Here is a 14,197-nt window from a genome sequence, read left to right on the forward strand (position 1 = left end):
GACCCGTCCGCGCTCGCGAGCGTCGCGGTGGTGAACTACAACGATGTCAACGGCGGCCCGGCGGGCGTCACGCAGCTCAACTGACGGCCAGCCAAGCCTGCTCGTCCCCCTCTCAGGCCCGCTCTCGGCGGGCCTGACTGGTTTCGCAGGGGCGGCGGTCCGCAGCCCCTCGCGGTCACTCAGCCCCAACGACAGGCCAAAGGCCGGCCAGCGTCGTGTCTGGCCGGCCAACGGCGCTCTGTCCGGGGTGAGGTCAAGGGAACTTGGGGTCGGGGAAGCCCCAGTCCATTGCCATGGTGACCAGCGCCTCTCGCACGGCTTCGTCCCAGTGCGGCGGGTTCACCAGGCTGCGCAACACCGTCTCGCCGCCCTGCCTGATGAACCGTCCGCCGACCCTCTCACCCAGCGAGCCCAGCGACACGAGCTCCTCCAGGTTGACGGGAGTCGCGTCACCGTAGTCGTCGACCGTGTCCCGTGCCGCGACGTGGATCTCCGTCAGTGGGGCTGGCATCGCCTTGACGCCGACCGTCGCCTCAGCAACGTGCGGCAGGAGCGTGTTCGCCACCATCGGCACGCTGTCGTAGAAGACCTGGAGGAAGAGGTCCAGGCCCAGGGGGACACCCTCGGGCAGCCAGAACGCGGTGTCGAACAGGACCTCAAGCTCGGAGGCCGGCTCGCCGCCGCCAAGGGCGACCGTACAGGTCATCTCCGCGCCAGGGCGCGAGGGAGCGGAGCCATCAGTGCCAGCGGTGGACATCCGGAGCCGCAGCCGTCGGCTCGTGGCGTCTAGGAGCCGCCACGGCGTGGTGACGATCTGTCCGCCGCCCACGAGGGCGAGCCCCAACTGGCTCAGCAACGGGTGTGCGCGCGTGCCCTGCAAGGCCCCGGTGACCGTCCCCGCCAGCCCGCTCGGGAAGCGCGTCCGCTCCTCCCCCTCCCAGAGGCGCATGACGCTCGCCGCACGCAGGACGACGTCCGGGTCGTTGGGCTGAGCGAGGAACGGGGACTCGTGAACGTTTAGGCCACGGCGAACCGACGACGGCCGGGGCTCAGGCTGTGAGTTCGGGTCGTCCAGCAGCATCCGCATCATCTGCCGGTTCGCCTTCTCGTTGCGGGCGTCCAGCCGCACGAAGATCGAGCCGTTGAGGACGATCGGACGCGGGACGGTTGCCCGGTCAATGCGGACCACCAGGACGACCTTGTCACCCTGCTCGTTGCAGGGCACCTCGATCACCTCGGGTGACCATGGCGGGGCGAAGCCCATGCCCATCTGGTTGACCAGCTTTTCCTTCTCGCCGAGAGGCACGCCCCTGATCTCGGAGGGAACGCCCTTCTCTCCCTCGTCGACGCCTACGAAGAGCAGGCCGCCGTAGGTGTTCGCGAGCGCCGCGACCGCCTCGATCGGCTTGTCACCGGCGCGCTTGTACTCGACCGTGAGGCCTTCCCGGATCTTCAGGTTGATGAAGTCCTGGACGAGGTCCAAGGTGACCTCAGTGGGAGGCACATGAAACAGCGGATGCATCCACAGAGCATCGCAGTCCCAGATGCCTCAAGACACCCGGTTTAACCGACAACATCCCCGAACGCCTTCAGACAAAGGCTGTTAACTGGGCTGGCCCTACGTCCGACGCTTGGCCGGCCTAACCCAGGGGCAGCCCACGAGCGGGGTTGAGTGTCCGCGAGAGGTTGCGGCCGGCCGCGCCTGGGTTTCCCGTTCCGGAAGCTCTCGGCGTGCCTCAAGCGGGCCGAGGCGGGCCCGCCATAACGGGAATCTCGGCTCGCCGCTCACGTGACAGTCGACTCGTCAGATCACGTTGGACGGTTACGCAGAGTCAGGATTCGATTAGCCGCATGAACGACCAACCAGTTGGTGAGACGGCCAAGCCGAGCTCAAGTGCCACGCGCGCCACCTCAGTCGCCACCTCATGGCGAGACCCCGCGGTGCGTCAGCGTCGGCTGGAGGGAATGCGGGAACGCCGACACCTCATCCAGGAGGGCAAGGCCCGGTGCTTCGTCTGTGGGCGTGGACCGGAGAATGACGACGCAGCCTGACGAGCGGTTGAGCTTGCCAGGGGCGCAACAGGGAGGGGAACTGCATCTCATGAACACCTGGACCAGGATGACCAGACGGGGCAAGGCGGCAGCCGTAAGCGCCGTCGCGGGAGTGGCGCTGCTCGGTTTCAGCGCTTACGTCGACCTGTCCACTCCGGAGCCGCCGTCATGCGCCAAGCCTGAGAACCAGAACGGCATGGGAACCACGGCACTGAGTGACTGCCTGACCCAGGTCGGCAACTGGTGCCAGAAGAACTACCCCGATGACTCACTCTGCCAGAACAGGGTGTACGGGTACGCGCCCGGCAAGCCGGGCGACAGCGACTGAGGCGAGCGCAGCCGCAACCGGGGCACCTAGAGAACGGCCTCCGCGAAGGCGCAAGGCGTGGAGGCCGGTTCACGCAAACTGTGGTGCCATCCGAACATCCCCAGTATGTCATGATCACATCAAATGAGAAGGGCGACAACCCATGAACCGGCAGCCCACGACCCAGCAACTTCAAGTTCTCACCGCGAGGGGAACCGACGGCACGATCACGTTCGACGGCCAGACCGTCACCATCCGCCGTCGCGGGCTCCTCGCTCGCATGGTTCACGGCGCGGGAGACGTCACCTGCCCGTCGCCAGCCTCACAGCCGTCCGGTACAAGTCCCGCGGCCTCTCACGTGGCAAGCTGACGCTTCTCACCGTTGGATCGATAGTCGGCCCCGACGGCAGAAACTTCAGGTTCACCAGGGATCCGATGAGCGTGGAGTTCAACCGTCACGGCCGAGACTTCAAGGTCATACGGGACGCCCTCAACCACAGTCAGCTGGCGCTCGCGCGGGCGAGCTGGCAGCCGGGTGTCGTGAGGTGACCAGCCCTGACGACCTGAAGCTGCGGCTGCTCGCCCGCGAGGTCATGGAGATGCGGCTCGGTCTTGCCCCGTCCGCCGCGCTCAGCGTCACACGGGCAGCCGTCAGGCGCTTGGACGAGGACGCTCGCGCTGGCCGGCCACTGGTCGCGCTCAAGGCCGCCGTGCTGGACGAGGTGTGGCGACGGCAGGCCGTGTGCGCGGTGGAGGTCGCCGCCACCCTCCAACCCAGCGACGGCATGGCTGAGTTCACCGCCAGGCTGCGGCCCGCGTACGAGCGGGTGGTGGGCTATGCCCCGCCCGCAGACAAGATGCCCGGCCTGGTTCACCGCCTCGTCCGAGACGGCATTCTCGCCGTGGCACCGGACCAGGGTCGCTGGAACGTCGCACCGCTGGCACGGAAGGCCGCCACGGAACTGGCAGAGGCTGCCAAGCCTGCCAAGATCACGTTGCCAGGGAAACCGCGGGCCTCAGGGGCTGCGAGACGGGCTCTCGTTGAGGCCGACCTGCTGGCCTACCCCGAGGACACCGTCGCTGCCCGTGCCAGGCGCCTCGGCCCGCGGCTGGGACTGAAAGACCGCGCCGCCAGGGGGCAGATCAGCGTCATCACCCGTGACCTGCGGGCCGCCGCGTAAGTAGCGTTGCTGAACCGTTCGTCTGTGATGTTCCGGACCGCTCCGTTGCTTACCAGGTGTCAGCCACAATGCCGCTGTCAGCGCAACGAACGGGCGCCCCGAGGAGCAGTAGTGGCAAGAGACCGCAGCGGCCGGAAAAACAGAATCGCCTACAACCAGCAGGTCGCTGGCTGGGATACCAGCCAGATCGTTGGCGCGGCAGTGTTCTTTGGGCTCTTCGCGGGAGGACTGGCCGGCCCGACGCACAACTACTCGTGGGCGGTGTTTGCCGTGCTGCTTACGGCTGGATGGGCGTGGGATGCCCGTGTACACAACCGTGTGGTGTTTGCGTGGAACCGTCGGGTCGCGGCGGACAGCGCCGTCGGCATCAGTGGCGCCCCGACCCCCGCGTACTGCCGGGATGCCAAGTTCAGTGACGGGACGGTCCTCGGCCTAGCGGTACCCATACACACGGGCGGCTTCCACTTCTTCGCGGAGAGCGGCAGTTCCAACCAGTTCCCGCCAGTGGAGATCGTCAAGATCAACCGGAGCTTGCCGTACCACAGGATCGAGATCACCACGACGAGCACGGTTTGGCCGACGATCGTGGTAGAGCCGCAGAACTGGAACATCAAGGCGTGGGAGCTTCTCAAGGACCGGGAGACCTACCAGGCGGACCAGTAGGACCGCCGCAAGAGCGGCTTCGAAGAGGTGCAGACACGGAACTGGCCGGCCTTCCACGGGGAAGGCCGGCCAGTCGTCATTTCCGCCGCTACGCCTCCGGGCCCACCAGGCACCGGTACGTCTTGGCGGTGTCGGCGTCGACGAGCGTGCCCTCAATGCTCTTGAGGGCGGTGAGCGGCACGGCCACGTCCATGCCGGTGACGTAGACGGTGCGGTTGTGACTGGTGTCGGCGTACCAGGACTTGGCGTAGGTCTTGCCCGCCGTGGTGGTCGCCGTCAGCTCGACGGTGCCAGGGCGGGAGGCGAACACCGCCCACCCCGCCTTGCCGCCAGCCGCCCGGTAGCGGATGACGCAGTTGGACGGCCCGTCGCCCTGGTGGTCGAGGTGCGGCAGGTCGCTGGGCTGAGCGGTGGGCTTGGCCGCCGCGCGGGTGGCGGACGGTGACGGTGACGCGTGACGGGGCTCGTGCTGGGCGGCGCTGGGTGTCCCATCGTCGCCCGGGTGTGAGCTGGTCGCCTTGTAGATGACGCTGGCCACGCAAAAGGCCACCACGCAGGCGATGGTGGCCTTCCTCCGGTTGAGGTTCACGCTGCCGGGCTCCCCTCGGGGCTGCTGCTGGCGGCAGCTGGGGCGGACGCGCCGCCTCGCGCCAGGCGCCAGGCGCGGTGGAGCCACCGTGCCTCGTCACAGGTGCTGTTCGCCCAGCCGTCCGCGTCGGTGGTGCGGCAGGTCCGGCACCTCAGGCCGTGGTCGATGAGACTGCGGTACGCGGCCAGGGCGGGATCGTCGCTGGGCGTGTCGTCGTGGATGATGACCCGCTGCATGTGGCCGGGACCGGACCCGGCGTCCTGCCACTGCCACTCAATGCGTGCTCCCACCGTTCTCACCCCCGCCGAGGTTCTCGTAGTGGTCACAGAGGGCGTTCACGGAGCGGGCGAGGCGCTGGGCGTGCGCGACCTGGGCGGGCAAGGCGTGGCCAGGTTCCAGGTTGAGCCGCATGCGGGCCTCGCCGACGCAGGCCAGGGCGCAGGCGCGCGGCACGTCATCCCTGGGCAGGGCCCCGGCAGCCATCTCCACCTCCGGCACGGCCAGCATGACGTGGCCGCGCAGCTGAAGGGTGAGCGTCTCCAGCTCCTCGACCGTGGGAAGCTCGGCGTCGTCGGCGAGCAGACGCCGCGCGCAGGCGCGCATGGTCTCGACGTCGAGCGGGCGGTGGTCCCGCCCTTGGGTGGGCGGTGGTTGGCTGGTAGAAGTTGCCATGTTGCAGCTCCTCGGTAGCTGTGGCCACGCCCCCGGAGGTCTAGTCCACCTCGCGGGGGTCCTTCCTTAGAACTGCTGAGGCTAGAACTCCGGGTCAGCCAAAGCCAGGAATGTGCAGAAGTGTGCAAGGCCCTCTATCAGGCTGGAAGTTGACGACGCATCGAGGGTTGACCGGGCTCACACGACGGGGAGACTAGGACGCACACAACTGCACACCCAGAGCAGGGGAGACCACCGTGCCGCTACGCTTCATCGGCATCGACCCGACCACCGGCCAGGACAAGAGTCCGACCGTGTTCGTCGACGAGAAGACCAACGACATCGTGATCCAGGGCTACAAGCCGGGCGGGGAGACCGAGGCGGAGGTCGCCGCGTTCGAGGTGCCCGGCCACGCCGTCGGCATCCCCGACGACGAGGCGGTCATCCGCATCCCCGCCCGCATGGCGCCGTTTCTGAGGGAGGCCTGTGATGCCGTCGAGCGAGCCGACGTTCGCTGAGCTCCTCGCGGGCTGCGAACGGGGCGCCGTTCACCTGGAGATGCGCGACAGCTACGCGGTGGACGAGGAGGCCGCCGACCTCGACGAGTGGCGGCGCACCGGGCGGCGCGACGCCGACCCCACCTCCGCCTACTGGGCGCCGTGGGTTCAGCTCATCGCCGGGGCGGTCGCGCGCGGCGTGGTCGTCCGCCGGGTTCGCGTCGTCTCCGAGCCGGTGAGCGAGTACATCCGCTACGAGCACGCTGCCACCGGCGTCAACGTCGCCGCGGGGGAGCGGGTACGGTGGCTGCCCCGTCGCCGCGCGTCCGACCTCGCGTTGCCCGGCAACGACTTCTGGCTGATCGACGACCGCCTGATCCGCTGGCACCACTTCAGCGGGGACGGGGTGTGGGCCGGCCAGGAGTTCTCGGAGGACCCGGCGGCGGTCAAGCTGTGCGCGGACGCCTTCGAGGGAGCCTGGGCCCGCGCCACGCCGCACGACCAGTACAGGCTCCGGTAAGAGCAGTCCCGCCAGGCAAGGAACCCATGTCCGTCTCCCCGTCCTCCTCCGCCCAGGCCGCGCGTGAGGCCGTCGCCCGGCGCCTGCGTGACCTCCGGAAGGAGGCGGGGCTGACGGTGAAGGAGCTGGCTGCCGCGTGCGGCTGGCACCACGCCAAGACCTCTCGGGTGGAGAACGCCCTCACCGCGCCGTCCGCCCGGGACATCCGCGCCTGGTGTGAGGCGACCGGGGCGGCCGGCCAGGCCCAGGACCTGATCACCCTCTCGCTCAACGCCGAGTCGATGTACCGGGAGTGGCGGCACCAGGTCCGCAACGGCCTGCGGCACCTCCAGGACAGCGCGGCGGCGTTCTACCGCGAGACGGAGCTCTTCCGGCTGTACTCGTCCACGGTGGTGCCGGGCCTCCTCCAGACCGAGGGGTACGCGGCGGCCGTCCTGCGGACCGCCGCGCGGTTCCGCGACCTCCCGGAGGACGACAGCCTCGACGCGGCGCGGGCCAGGGTGGAGCGGTCCCGCGTGGTCCACGAGCCGGGGCACCGGTTCGTCGTCGTGCTGGAGGAGCACGTGCTCCGCTGCCAGATGGCCGACGAGGACGCGATGGCGGCCCAGCTTGGCTACCTCCTCACCGCCGGGGCGCTCCCGTCGGTGTCGCTGGGGGTCATCCCGATGGCGACCAGGGAGCGCACTCAGTGGCCGGAGGAGTCGTTCCACGTCTACGACGACAAGCTCGCGTCGGTGGAGCTGGTCTCGGCGGAGGTGAAGGTGACGCAGCCGTCGGAGGTCGCGCTGTACGTCAAGACGTTCGAGCTGCTGCGCTCCATGGCGGTGTACGGGGCGGAGGCGCGGGAGCTGGTTCTCCGGGCGATCGAGGCGCTGCGGTAGGCGAAAGGTGTGGACACGCTTACGTGCGCGGGAAACTCCGAGAGAGATATGTGAGAGGAGCGCATCACCTCAGGCGTGGTGATACAAGCTGATCACGAATTAGGTCTTCCAAGATCTGGATTGTGATTTTCTGGTGGTGTCCTGGCACCACGGCGCCCTATAAGCGAGAGGTCAGGGCCATCGCCACGCTCACGATCTCCACGCTCACTCGCCTCACCATCTCGCTCATCGCTGCCTCACCACGCTCGTCTCGCCCGACCACGATCAGCGCGTGAAGTCGTGAGCTTCAGCTCCTCCTCGCCTCGCTCTCGTCTCACTATCACTGCGTGTGTGAGTGCGTGCCCAGGGCGGGCGCCCCGCCTGTGAGCTGCGCACTCCCAGGGTGGCTGGCCACAGCCGCGGTGCACGTCTCTCAGCGCAACGAGAAGCGGCGTGACGCGCTGTTCCGCGTCACGCCGCTCTGGGGGTGGCTGTTACTTCTTGGTGCGCTTCGCTGCGATCTTGTCCCGCACTCGGTAGACGAGCTCGTTGGTGTTCTCGGTGCGGCGACGCTGGAACGTCAGCTTGGTCTCCCGGTCGAAGCAGTAGCGACGAGCCTGCTTGAAGATGAGCTCAACCCTCTCAGGGCTGCTGAGGGTCACGATCTGCCAGGCGTTCTTGTCCTTCTGCCACGCCTCGAACGCGTTCTCCACGAAGGTGGCGACCTCCTGGGGGACGGTGCTGGTGCCCGCCTCATACCGCTGCGGGGTGAGAAGCGCGCTGAGGTCGTCCGCGACCGGCGCGGCGGGCGTCTCGGTGGCGGCGGGAGCGGGCTTGGAGGCCTTGGCGGCGGTGGTCTTGGAGGCTGCGGTCTGCGCCATCGTCTCTTCCTCTTCCTGTTCCGGGGCGGTCACCGCTTGGTGACTGCCTGTAGTCAAATATTACGGTGAGTAGTCACGAGAGTCCACACCAACTGCCGCTTCGTTTACGGGAGTTGAGGCGAATCCGCAGGTCCAGGCCGTGATACCGGGCGTGATACCCGACGTGGCGGGCCGGCCGTTCTCCAGGTGGACCCGGGAGACCGCTCGCCGCTGCGTAGCCCCTGGTAGGGAGGGGCCTGGATGCCTCGGCTGGTACCTGCCTGCCAGGCAGAGGCATAAGCTGGGTTTATGGCCGAGCGGTCGCCTTGACGGGCAGAGCGACGGGAAGCGCGACGGCCGGAGCGAGGGACCAGGAGGGCCGCCGGAATGGACGGGAGCGGGGCGGGCCGGCCGCCCGCGGCCTCGCTGGCCCACCGGGTGCCGGATCTGGGTGCGCTGGAACTGCTGCTGGCGGTGGCGCGGCTGGGCAGCCTGGGCGGGGCGGCGCGTGAGCTCGGCATCACACAGCCCGCGGCGAGCAGCCGGATCCGTTCCATGGAGCGGCAGTTGGGCGTGGCGCTCGTGGACCGTTCGCCGCGCGGTTCGCGGCTGACGGACGCCGGCGCGCTGGTGACCGACTGGGCGCGGCGGGTGGTGGAGGCGGCCGAGGCCTTCGACGCGGGCGCGCAGGCGCTGCGGGACCGGCGGGACTCGCGGCTGCGGGTCGCGGCCAGCATGACGATCGCGGAGTACCTGCTGCCGGGGTGGCTGATCGCGCTGCGCTCCCGGCGCCCGGACACGGCGGTGTCGCTGCTCGCCGGGAACTCCGCCGTGGTGGCGGAGCGGCTGCTGGCGGGGGAGGCGGACCTCGGCTTCGTGGAGGGGCTTTCGGTGCCGTCCGGTCTGGACTCCGTGGTGATCGCCCACGACCGGCTGATCCTGGTGACCGCACCGGGTCACCCGTGGGCCCGCCGCCGGCGCCCGATGTCCGCGCGGGAGCTGGCCTCGACCCCGCTCATCCTGCGCGAGACCGGTTCGGGCACCCGTCAGGTCCTCGACGTGGCGCTGGGCGGCCTGGCGCGCCCGCTGATCGAGCTGTCCTCGACCACCGCGGTGAAGGCCGCCGCGGTGAGCGGGGCGGGCCCGGCCGTGCTGAGCGAACTCGCGGTCGGCGAGGAACTGTCCCTGCGCCGTCTGGTGACCGTCCCGGTGGACGGCGTGGCCCTGCGCCGCGATCTGAGAGCGGTCTGGCCCACCGGCCACCGACCCACGGGCCCGGCCCGCGAACTGCTGTCCCTCACCCGCGCGTAGCGTCCACGCCGGCGGCCTCCACCAGCGCCCGCATCACCCGCGGGTCCTCGCCCATCTCCGGATGCCACTGCACGCCCAGCGCCCAGCCCTTCGCCGGTGGCAGCTCGACCGCCTCGATCGTGCCGTCCGCCGCGTGGGCCGACACGACCAGGTGCGCGCCGAGCCGGTCCACGGCCTGGTGGTGATAGGTGGGCACGGTCGTCTCCTCGGGGACGGCGGCCGCGTACCGCGTGCCCGGGACGGGTTTGACCGCGTGCCCGCCGAAGACGCCGGTCACCTCGGCGTGCCCGTCGAGGTGCTGCACCAGGGTGCCGCCGAGGGCCACGTTCAGCAGCTGCATGCCCCGGCAGATGCCGAGCAGCGGGACGCGCGCGGCGAGGGCCGCCTCGATCAGCGCCAGCTCCCAGGCATCCCGCGCGGGGGAGGGCGGCCCGGTGCGCGGGCCGGGCTCGGCGCCGTAGCGGACCGGCTCGACGTCCGGGCCGCCCGCGATCACCAGCCCGTCCAGCCGCGCCACCGCGCCCGCGGCCCGCTCCGGCTCGTCCGGCGGCAGCATCGCGGCCAGCCCGCCCGCCCGCTGCACCAGCCGCGGGTAGCCGGCCGGCAGCAGCGCCGCCTCCAGCTCCCACACGCCCCAGCGCGCCCCGGCCTCCAGATACGTACTGACGCCGATCAGCGGTCGTACGGTCATACGGTCCTCCCCGCCCGCAATGGTGCGGTCGACTACCTTTGCCCGATCACCTTGGGCGACCGCCGGCCCCGGCGGCAAGCCCCCTCAGGCCAGAAAGCCCCGCAGCAGCGCCGCCGTCCCCGCGCAGTGCTCCCGCATCGCCTCCCGCGCGCCCTCCGCGTCCCCCGTGAGCACCGCCTCCACCAGCGCGCCGTGCTGCCGCTGGGAGTGCTCCAGGTTGCGCACCAGCAGCGGGATGCAGTCGAGCAGGCCGTTCACCGTGGCCCGTACCCCCGCGTACTGCGCGGCCAGCGTGGGCGAGCCGCTCAGCTCGGCGAGCGTGAGGTGCAGCATCGTGTCCACGCGCCGGTACTCCGCCGGGGGCGCGTCGCGCGTGCGGTCCAGCGCCGCGCGCAGCCGCGCCGCCTGCCCTGCCGTCAGCCCGTGCGCGGCGCACAGACCCGCCGCGCCCACCTCCAGCACCTCCCGGAAGCGCAGGACGTCCTCGACGTCCACCCCGGCGATCCGCCGCCGCAGCTCGTCCTCGCCGCCCGCGTCCGCGCGCGGCAGCACGAACGTGCCCCCGTAGCGCCCCCGCCGCGCCTGAACGAGCCCCTGGTCCTGGAGCACCCTGAGCACCTCGCGCAGCGTCACCCTGCTGATCCCCAGCCGCTGAGCGAGCTCGCGCTCGGACGGCAGCCGCCCGCCGCCCGGCACCAGGCCGAGCCGCACCACCTGGAGGATCTGCTCCAGCGCCTCCTCGAAGCCGTTGCCCGCCCGCACCGGCCGCAGCACCGGAGCGAGGCGGTCGGCCGGCCCGTCCGGTTCGGTGCCCTGCGCCATCCGGCCGCGCCCCCTTCCCAGGCAATGGTCATCACCCATACCTTATGGCCACCGCGTCATGGCCGCGACGGCCGTGACGGCCGGACGGCTTTGGCGCAGCAGGCCGAAGGAGGCCCTCCCGTGGCAGACCGCACACCCCCGCTCGGCGTAGAGGAACTGCACGCGCTCGTCGCGAGCGGCGAGATCGACACGGTCGTCCTCGCCTTCCCCGACATGCAGGGCCGCCTCCAGGGCAAGCGGTTCGCCGCCCGCTTCTTCCTCGACGAGGTCCTCCACCACGGCACCGAGGGCTGCAACTACCTCCTCGCCGTCGACACCGAGATGAACACCGTCGACGGCTACGCCATGTCCTCCTGGGACCGCGGCTACGGCGACTTCGCCATGCACCCCGACCTCGCCACCCTGCGCCGCGTCCCCTGGAACGCGGGCACCGCGCTGGCCGTCGCCGACCTCGCCTGGCACGACGGCACCCCGGTCGCCGCCGCGCCGCGCCAGATCCTGCGCCGTCAGCTGGAGCGCCTCGCCGAGCACGGTCTCACCGCCCGGGTCGGCACCGAGCTGGAGTTCATCGTCTTCAAGGACACCTACGAGCAGGCCTGGGACGCCGGCTACCGCGGGCTCACCCCGGCCAACCAGTACAACGTCGACTACTCGATCCTCGGCACCGGCCGCATCGAGCCCCTGCTGCGGCGGCTGCGCAACGACATGGCCGGCGCCGGGCTCACCGTCGAGTCCGCCAAGGGCGAGTGCAACCCCGGCCAGCACGAGATCGCCTTCCGCTACGACGAGGCCCTCGTCACCTGCGACCAGCACGCCGTCTACAAGACCGGCGCCAAGGAGATCGCCGCCCAGGAAGGCGTCTCGATCACCTTCATGGCCAAGTACAACGAACGCGAGGGCAACTCCTGCCACATCCACCTCTCGCTCGCCGACGCCGACGGCCACAGCGTCATGGCCGGCGCACCCGGCGACCCGCACGGCATGTCCGAGGTCATGCGCCACTTCCTCGCCGGACAACTGGCGGCGCTGCGGGAGTTCGCCCTGCTCTACGCGCCCGGCATCAACTCCTACAAGCGCTTCCAGCCCGGCTCCTTCGCCCCCACCGCCGTCGCCTGGGGCCACGACAACCGCACCTGCGCCCTCCGCGTCGTCGGCCACGGCCACTCCCTGCGCTTCGAGAACCGGCTGCCCGGCGGCGACGTCAACCCGCACCTCGCGGTGGCCGGACTCGTCGCCGCCGGCCTGCACGGCGTCGAGCACAAGCTCCCGCTGCCCGAGCCCTGCCCGGGCAACGCCTACGCCGCCGACTACGAGCACGTCCCGGCCACCCTCCGAGAGGCCGCCGACCTGTGGGAGAACAGCGCGATCGCCGAGGCCGCCTTCGGCGACGAGGTCGTCGCGCACTACCGCAACATGGCGCGCGTCGAACTGGACGCCTACGACGCCGCGATCACCGACTGGGAGCTGCGCCGCTCCTTCGAACGCATGTGAGGGCCTCCTTGACCGACCAGCACCAGCACGACCAGCAACAGCACGAACAGCTCCTCCAGGTGATCAACCCCGCCACCGAGGAGGTCGTCGCCACCGTCCCCGCCGCCGACGCCCACGACATCGACCGGGCGGTCGCCCGCGCCGCGGCCGCACAGCGGTCCTGGGCGGCCGCCGCGCCCGCGGACCGCGCCCGCCTGCTGCGCCGCTTCGCCGACGTCGTCGACACCCACGCCGAGGAACTGGCCCTGCTGGAGGTCCGCGAGGCCGGCCATCCGATCGGCAACGCCCGCTGGGAGGCAGGCAACGCCCGGGACCTGCTGCTCTACGCGGCCGGCGGCGCCGAGCGCCTGCTGGGCCGGCAGATCCCCGTGCCCGGCGGCTGGGACGTCACCTTCCAGGAACCCCTGGGCGTGGTCGGCGTGATCGCCCCCTGGAACTTCCCCATGCCCATCGCCGCCTGGGGCTCCTTCCCGGCGCTCGCCGCGGGCAACGCCGTCGTCCTCAAGCCCGCCGAGACCACCCCGCTGACCGCGCTGCGGCTCGCCGCACTCGCCCTCGACGCCGGCCTGCCCGAGCACCTCTTCCAAGTGCTGCCCGGCCACGGCCACATCGCCGGACGCGCCCTGGTGGACCACCCGGACGTCGCCAAGATCGTGTTCACCGGATCCACCCGCACCGGCCGCGAGGTCATGGAGCGCTGCGCCCGGCACGTCAAGCCGGTCACCCTCGAACTCGGCGGCAAGAGCCCGAACATCGTCTTCGCCGACGCCGAACTCACCGCCGCCCTGGACCCGTTCTCCTTCCTGGACAACTCCGGCCAGGACTGCTGCGCCCGCACCCGCGTCCTCGTCCATGAGTCCGTGTACGAGGAGGCGCGCGCGTTCCTCGCCGACGCGCTCGCCGCCGTCGTCGTGGGCGACCCGGCCGACGAGAAGACGCGTATGGGCCCGCTGATCTCCCGCCGGCAGCTCGAACGCGTACGGTCATGCGTCCCCGAGGACGCCCCCGCACTGCGCGGCAGCGCCCCCGACGGGCCCGGCTTCTGGTTCCCGCCGACCGTCCTGACCGGCGAGCGGCCCGACTCGGCGGCGGCCCGCGAGGAGATCTTCGGACCGGTCGCCGTACTGCTGCCGTTCACCGACGAGGAGGACGCGATCCGCCTCGCCAACGACACCCCGTACGGACTCGCCGGGTCGCTGTGGACCCGGGACCTCGGCCGTGCCCTGCGCGTCTCACGGGCCGTCCGGGCCGGCAACCTGTCGGTCAACTCCCATGCGAGCGTCCGCTACTGGACCCCGTTCGGCGGGTTCAAACAGTCCGGGCTCGGTCGTGAGCTCGGCCCGGACGCGCTGACCGCCTTCACCGAGACCAAGAACGTCTTCATCAGCACGGAGGGCCCCGCACAGTGACCGAGGACATCATCTGCCGCCGGCTGGCCGGCCGTACCGCCGTCGTCACCGGAGCCGGCAGCGGCATCGGACTGGCCTCCGCCCGCCGCCTCGCCTCCGAGGGCGCACACGTGGTGTGCGCCGACGTCGACGAGGAACGCGGCAAGGCGGCCGCCGAGGAGACCGGCGGCCTCTTCGTGCTCACCGACGTCACCGACCCCGAGCAGGTCGAGGCCCTCTTCGCGACGGCCCACGACACCTACGGCAGCGTCGACGTCGCCTTCAACAACGCGGGCATCTCGCCGCCCGACGAC

Annotated in this window: 17 protein-coding genes; 10 read left to right on the forward strand and 7 right to left on the reverse strand. The window is 70.8% G+C overall.

Annotated features, from left to right (window positions below; genetic code table 11):
• Positions 1–253: 253 nt before the first annotated feature.
• The gene (locus IE249_RS21870) at positions 254–1,522 is read right to left on the reverse strand and encodes an AlbA family DNA-binding domain-containing protein (protein WP_189707061.1); all 1,269 of its coding nucleotides are present in this window, start codon (positions 1,520–1,522) and stop codon (positions 254–256) included.
• 579 nt (positions 1,523–2,101) lie between these two features.
• Between IE249_RS21870 and IE249_RS21875 the strand changes: the two genes are divergently transcribed.
• The 3 genes from IE249_RS21875 (at position 2,102) to IE249_RS21885 (ending at position 4,203) form a co-directional block, all read left to right on the forward strand.
• Positions 2,102–2,380 carry a hypothetical protein gene (locus tag IE249_RS21875; protein WP_189707063.1) on the forward strand — a complete coding sequence of 93 codons (279 nt, stop codon included), beginning with the start codon at positions 2,102–2,104 and terminating at the stop codon, positions 2,378–2,380.
• A gap of 524 nt (positions 2,381–2,904) precedes the next feature.
• The gene (locus tag IE249_RS21880) at positions 2,905–3,540 is read left to right on the forward strand and encodes a hypothetical protein (protein WP_189707065.1); all 636 of its coding nucleotides are present in this window, start codon (positions 2,905–2,907) and stop codon (positions 3,538–3,540) included.
• Between the two features lie 111 nt (positions 3,541–3,651).
• Positions 3,652–4,203: a hypothetical protein gene (locus IE249_RS21885; RefSeq protein ID WP_189707067.1), complete on the forward strand. Its 552-nt coding sequence runs from the start codon at positions 3,652–3,654 to the stop codon at positions 4,201–4,203.
• A gap of 88 nt (positions 4,204–4,291) precedes the next feature.
• Here the strand turns inward: IE249_RS21885 and IE249_RS21890 are convergent, their stop codons facing one another.
• The 3 genes from IE249_RS21890 to IE249_RS21900 are packed head-to-tail and all read right to left on the reverse strand — an operon-like array spanning position 4,292 to position 5,464.
• Entirely contained in the window at positions 4,292–4,792 is a 501-nt protein-coding gene (locus IE249_RS21890; protein ID WP_189707069.1) for a hypothetical protein, read from the reverse strand.
• Positions 4,789–5,082, reverse strand: a complete 294-nt coding sequence (locus IE249_RS21895) for a hypothetical protein (RefSeq protein ID WP_189707071.1) — start codon at positions 5,080–5,082, stop codon at positions 4,789–4,791. Before IE249_RS21895 ends, IE249_RS21890 begins: the two co-directional genes overlap by 4 nt.
• A complete protein-coding gene (locus tag IE249_RS21900) occupies positions 5,066–5,464 on the reverse strand; it encodes a DUF6415 family natural product biosynthesis protein (RefSeq protein ID WP_189707073.1) in 399 nt (132 codons plus the stop codon). The genes IE249_RS21895 and IE249_RS21900 overlap by 17 nt, the downstream gene beginning before the upstream one ends.
• A gap of 236 nt (positions 5,465–5,700) precedes the next feature.
• On the opposite strand from IE249_RS21900, the gene IE249_RS21905 reads away from it, so the two are divergent.
• Genes IE249_RS21905 through IE249_RS21915 form a run of 3 tightly spaced genes read left to right on the forward strand, consistent with a single transcriptional unit; the run spans position 5,701 to position 7,341 of the window.
• Positions 5,701–5,961, forward strand: a complete 261-nt coding sequence (locus IE249_RS21905; RefSeq protein WP_189707075.1) for a hypothetical protein — start codon at positions 5,701–5,703, stop codon at positions 5,959–5,961.
• Positions 5,933–6,460: a DUF6879 family protein gene (locus tag IE249_RS21910; RefSeq protein ID WP_189707077.1), complete on the forward strand. Its 528-nt coding sequence runs from the start codon at positions 5,933–5,935 to the stop codon at positions 6,458–6,460. Before IE249_RS21905 ends, IE249_RS21910 begins: the two co-directional genes overlap by 29 nt.
• A 26-nt stretch (positions 6,461–6,486) precedes the next feature.
• Positions 6,487–7,341, forward strand: coding sequence for a helix-turn-helix domain-containing protein (locus IE249_RS21915; protein ID WP_189707079.1), 855 nt, complete (start codon positions 6,487–6,489; stop codon positions 7,339–7,341).
• A 473-nt stretch (positions 7,342–7,814) separates the two neighbouring features.
• Here the strand turns inward: IE249_RS21915 and IE249_RS21920 are convergent, their stop codons facing one another.
• Positions 7,815–8,201, reverse strand: a complete 387-nt coding sequence (locus IE249_RS21920; protein ID WP_189707081.1) for a hypothetical protein — start codon at positions 8,199–8,201, stop codon at positions 7,815–7,817.
• A gap of 366 nt (positions 8,202–8,567) precedes the next feature.
• On the opposite strand from IE249_RS21920, the gene IE249_RS21925 reads away from it, so the two are divergent.
• A complete protein-coding gene (locus tag IE249_RS21925; protein WP_189707083.1) occupies positions 8,568–9,491 on the forward strand; it encodes a LysR family transcriptional regulator in 924 nt (307 codons plus the stop codon).
• Here the strand turns inward: IE249_RS21925 and IE249_RS21930 are convergent.
• Together IE249_RS21930 and IE249_RS21935 are read right to left on the reverse strand one after the other, a co-directional pair.
• Entirely contained in the window at positions 9,478–10,182 is a 705-nt protein-coding gene (locus IE249_RS21930) for a gamma-glutamyl-gamma-aminobutyrate hydrolase family protein (RefSeq protein ID WP_189707085.1), read from the reverse strand. The two genes, IE249_RS21925 and IE249_RS21930, sit on opposite strands and share 14 nt — an antisense overlap.
• Positions 10,183–10,266: 84 nt before the next feature.
• Complete coding sequence (locus IE249_RS21935; RefSeq protein ID WP_189707087.1) at positions 10,267–11,004, reverse strand: FadR/GntR family transcriptional regulator; 738 nt, start codon at positions 11,002–11,004, stop codon at positions 10,267–10,269.
• 120 nt (positions 11,005–11,124) lie between these two features.
• On the opposite strand from IE249_RS21935, the gene IE249_RS21940 reads away from it, so the two are divergent.
• The 3 genes from IE249_RS21940 to IE249_RS38070 all read left to right on the forward strand — a co-directional run.
• Positions 11,125–12,495, forward strand: coding sequence for a glutamine synthetase family protein (locus IE249_RS21940; RefSeq protein WP_189707089.1), 1,371 nt, complete (start codon positions 11,125–11,127; stop codon positions 12,493–12,495).
• Positions 12,496–12,503: 8 nt separating this feature from the next.
• Complete coding sequence (locus tag IE249_RS21945; RefSeq protein ID WP_229858969.1) at positions 12,504–13,904, forward strand: aldehyde dehydrogenase family protein; 1,401 nt, start codon at positions 12,504–12,506, stop codon at positions 13,902–13,904.
• Positions 13,901–14,197: SDR family NAD(P)-dependent oxidoreductase (locus IE249_RS38070; RefSeq protein ID WP_229858971.1), on the forward strand; the 297-nt coding region annotated here is incomplete at its 3' end. The genes IE249_RS21945 and IE249_RS38070, both read left to right, overlap by 4 nt.

It is taken from the genome of Streptomyces anandii JCM 4720 (genome assembly GCF_014650655.1).
GTDB classification, from domain to species: domain Bacteria; phylum Actinomycetota; class Actinomycetes; order Streptomycetales; family Streptomycetaceae; genus Streptomyces; species Streptomyces anandii.

What these genes read in the sequence shown, in the direction of transcription:
- IE249_RS21900 (WP_189707073.1), bottom strand. Translation starts at nt 5,464, where the DNA reads ATGGCAACTTCTACCAGCCAACCACCGCCCACCCAAGGGCGGGACCAC.
- IE249_RS21870 (WP_189707061.1), bottom strand. Translation starts at nt 1,522, where the DNA reads ATGCATCCGCTGTTTCATGTGCCTCCCACTGAGGTCACCTTGGACCTC.
- IE249_RS21915 (WP_189707079.1), top strand. Translation starts at nt 6,487, where the DNA reads ATGTCCGTCTCCCCGTCCTCCTCCGCCCAGGCCGCGCGTGAGGCCGTC.
- IE249_RS21910 (WP_189707077.1), top strand. Translation starts at nt 5,933, where the DNA reads ATGCCGTCGAGCGAGCCGACGTTCGCTGAGCTCCTCGCGGGCTGCGAA.
- IE249_RS21875 (WP_189707063.1), top strand. Translation starts at nt 2,102, where the DNA reads ATGAACACCTGGACCAGGATGACCAGACGGGGCAAGGCGGCAGCCGTA.
- IE249_RS21935 (WP_189707087.1), bottom strand. Translation starts at nt 11,004, where the DNA reads ATGGCGCAGGGCACCGAACCGGACGGGCCGGCCGACCGCCTCGCTCCG.
- IE249_RS21930 (WP_189707085.1), bottom strand. Translation starts at nt 10,182, where the DNA reads ATGACCGTACGACCGCTGATCGGCGTCAGTACGTATCTGGAGGCCGGG.
- IE249_RS21920 (WP_189707081.1), bottom strand. Translation starts at nt 8,201, where the DNA reads ATGGCGCAGACCGCAGCCTCCAAGACCACCGCCGCCAAGGCCTCCAAG.
- IE249_RS21925 (WP_189707083.1), top strand. Translation starts at nt 8,568, where the DNA reads ATGGACGGGAGCGGGGCGGGCCGGCCGCCCGCGGCCTCGCTGGCCCAC.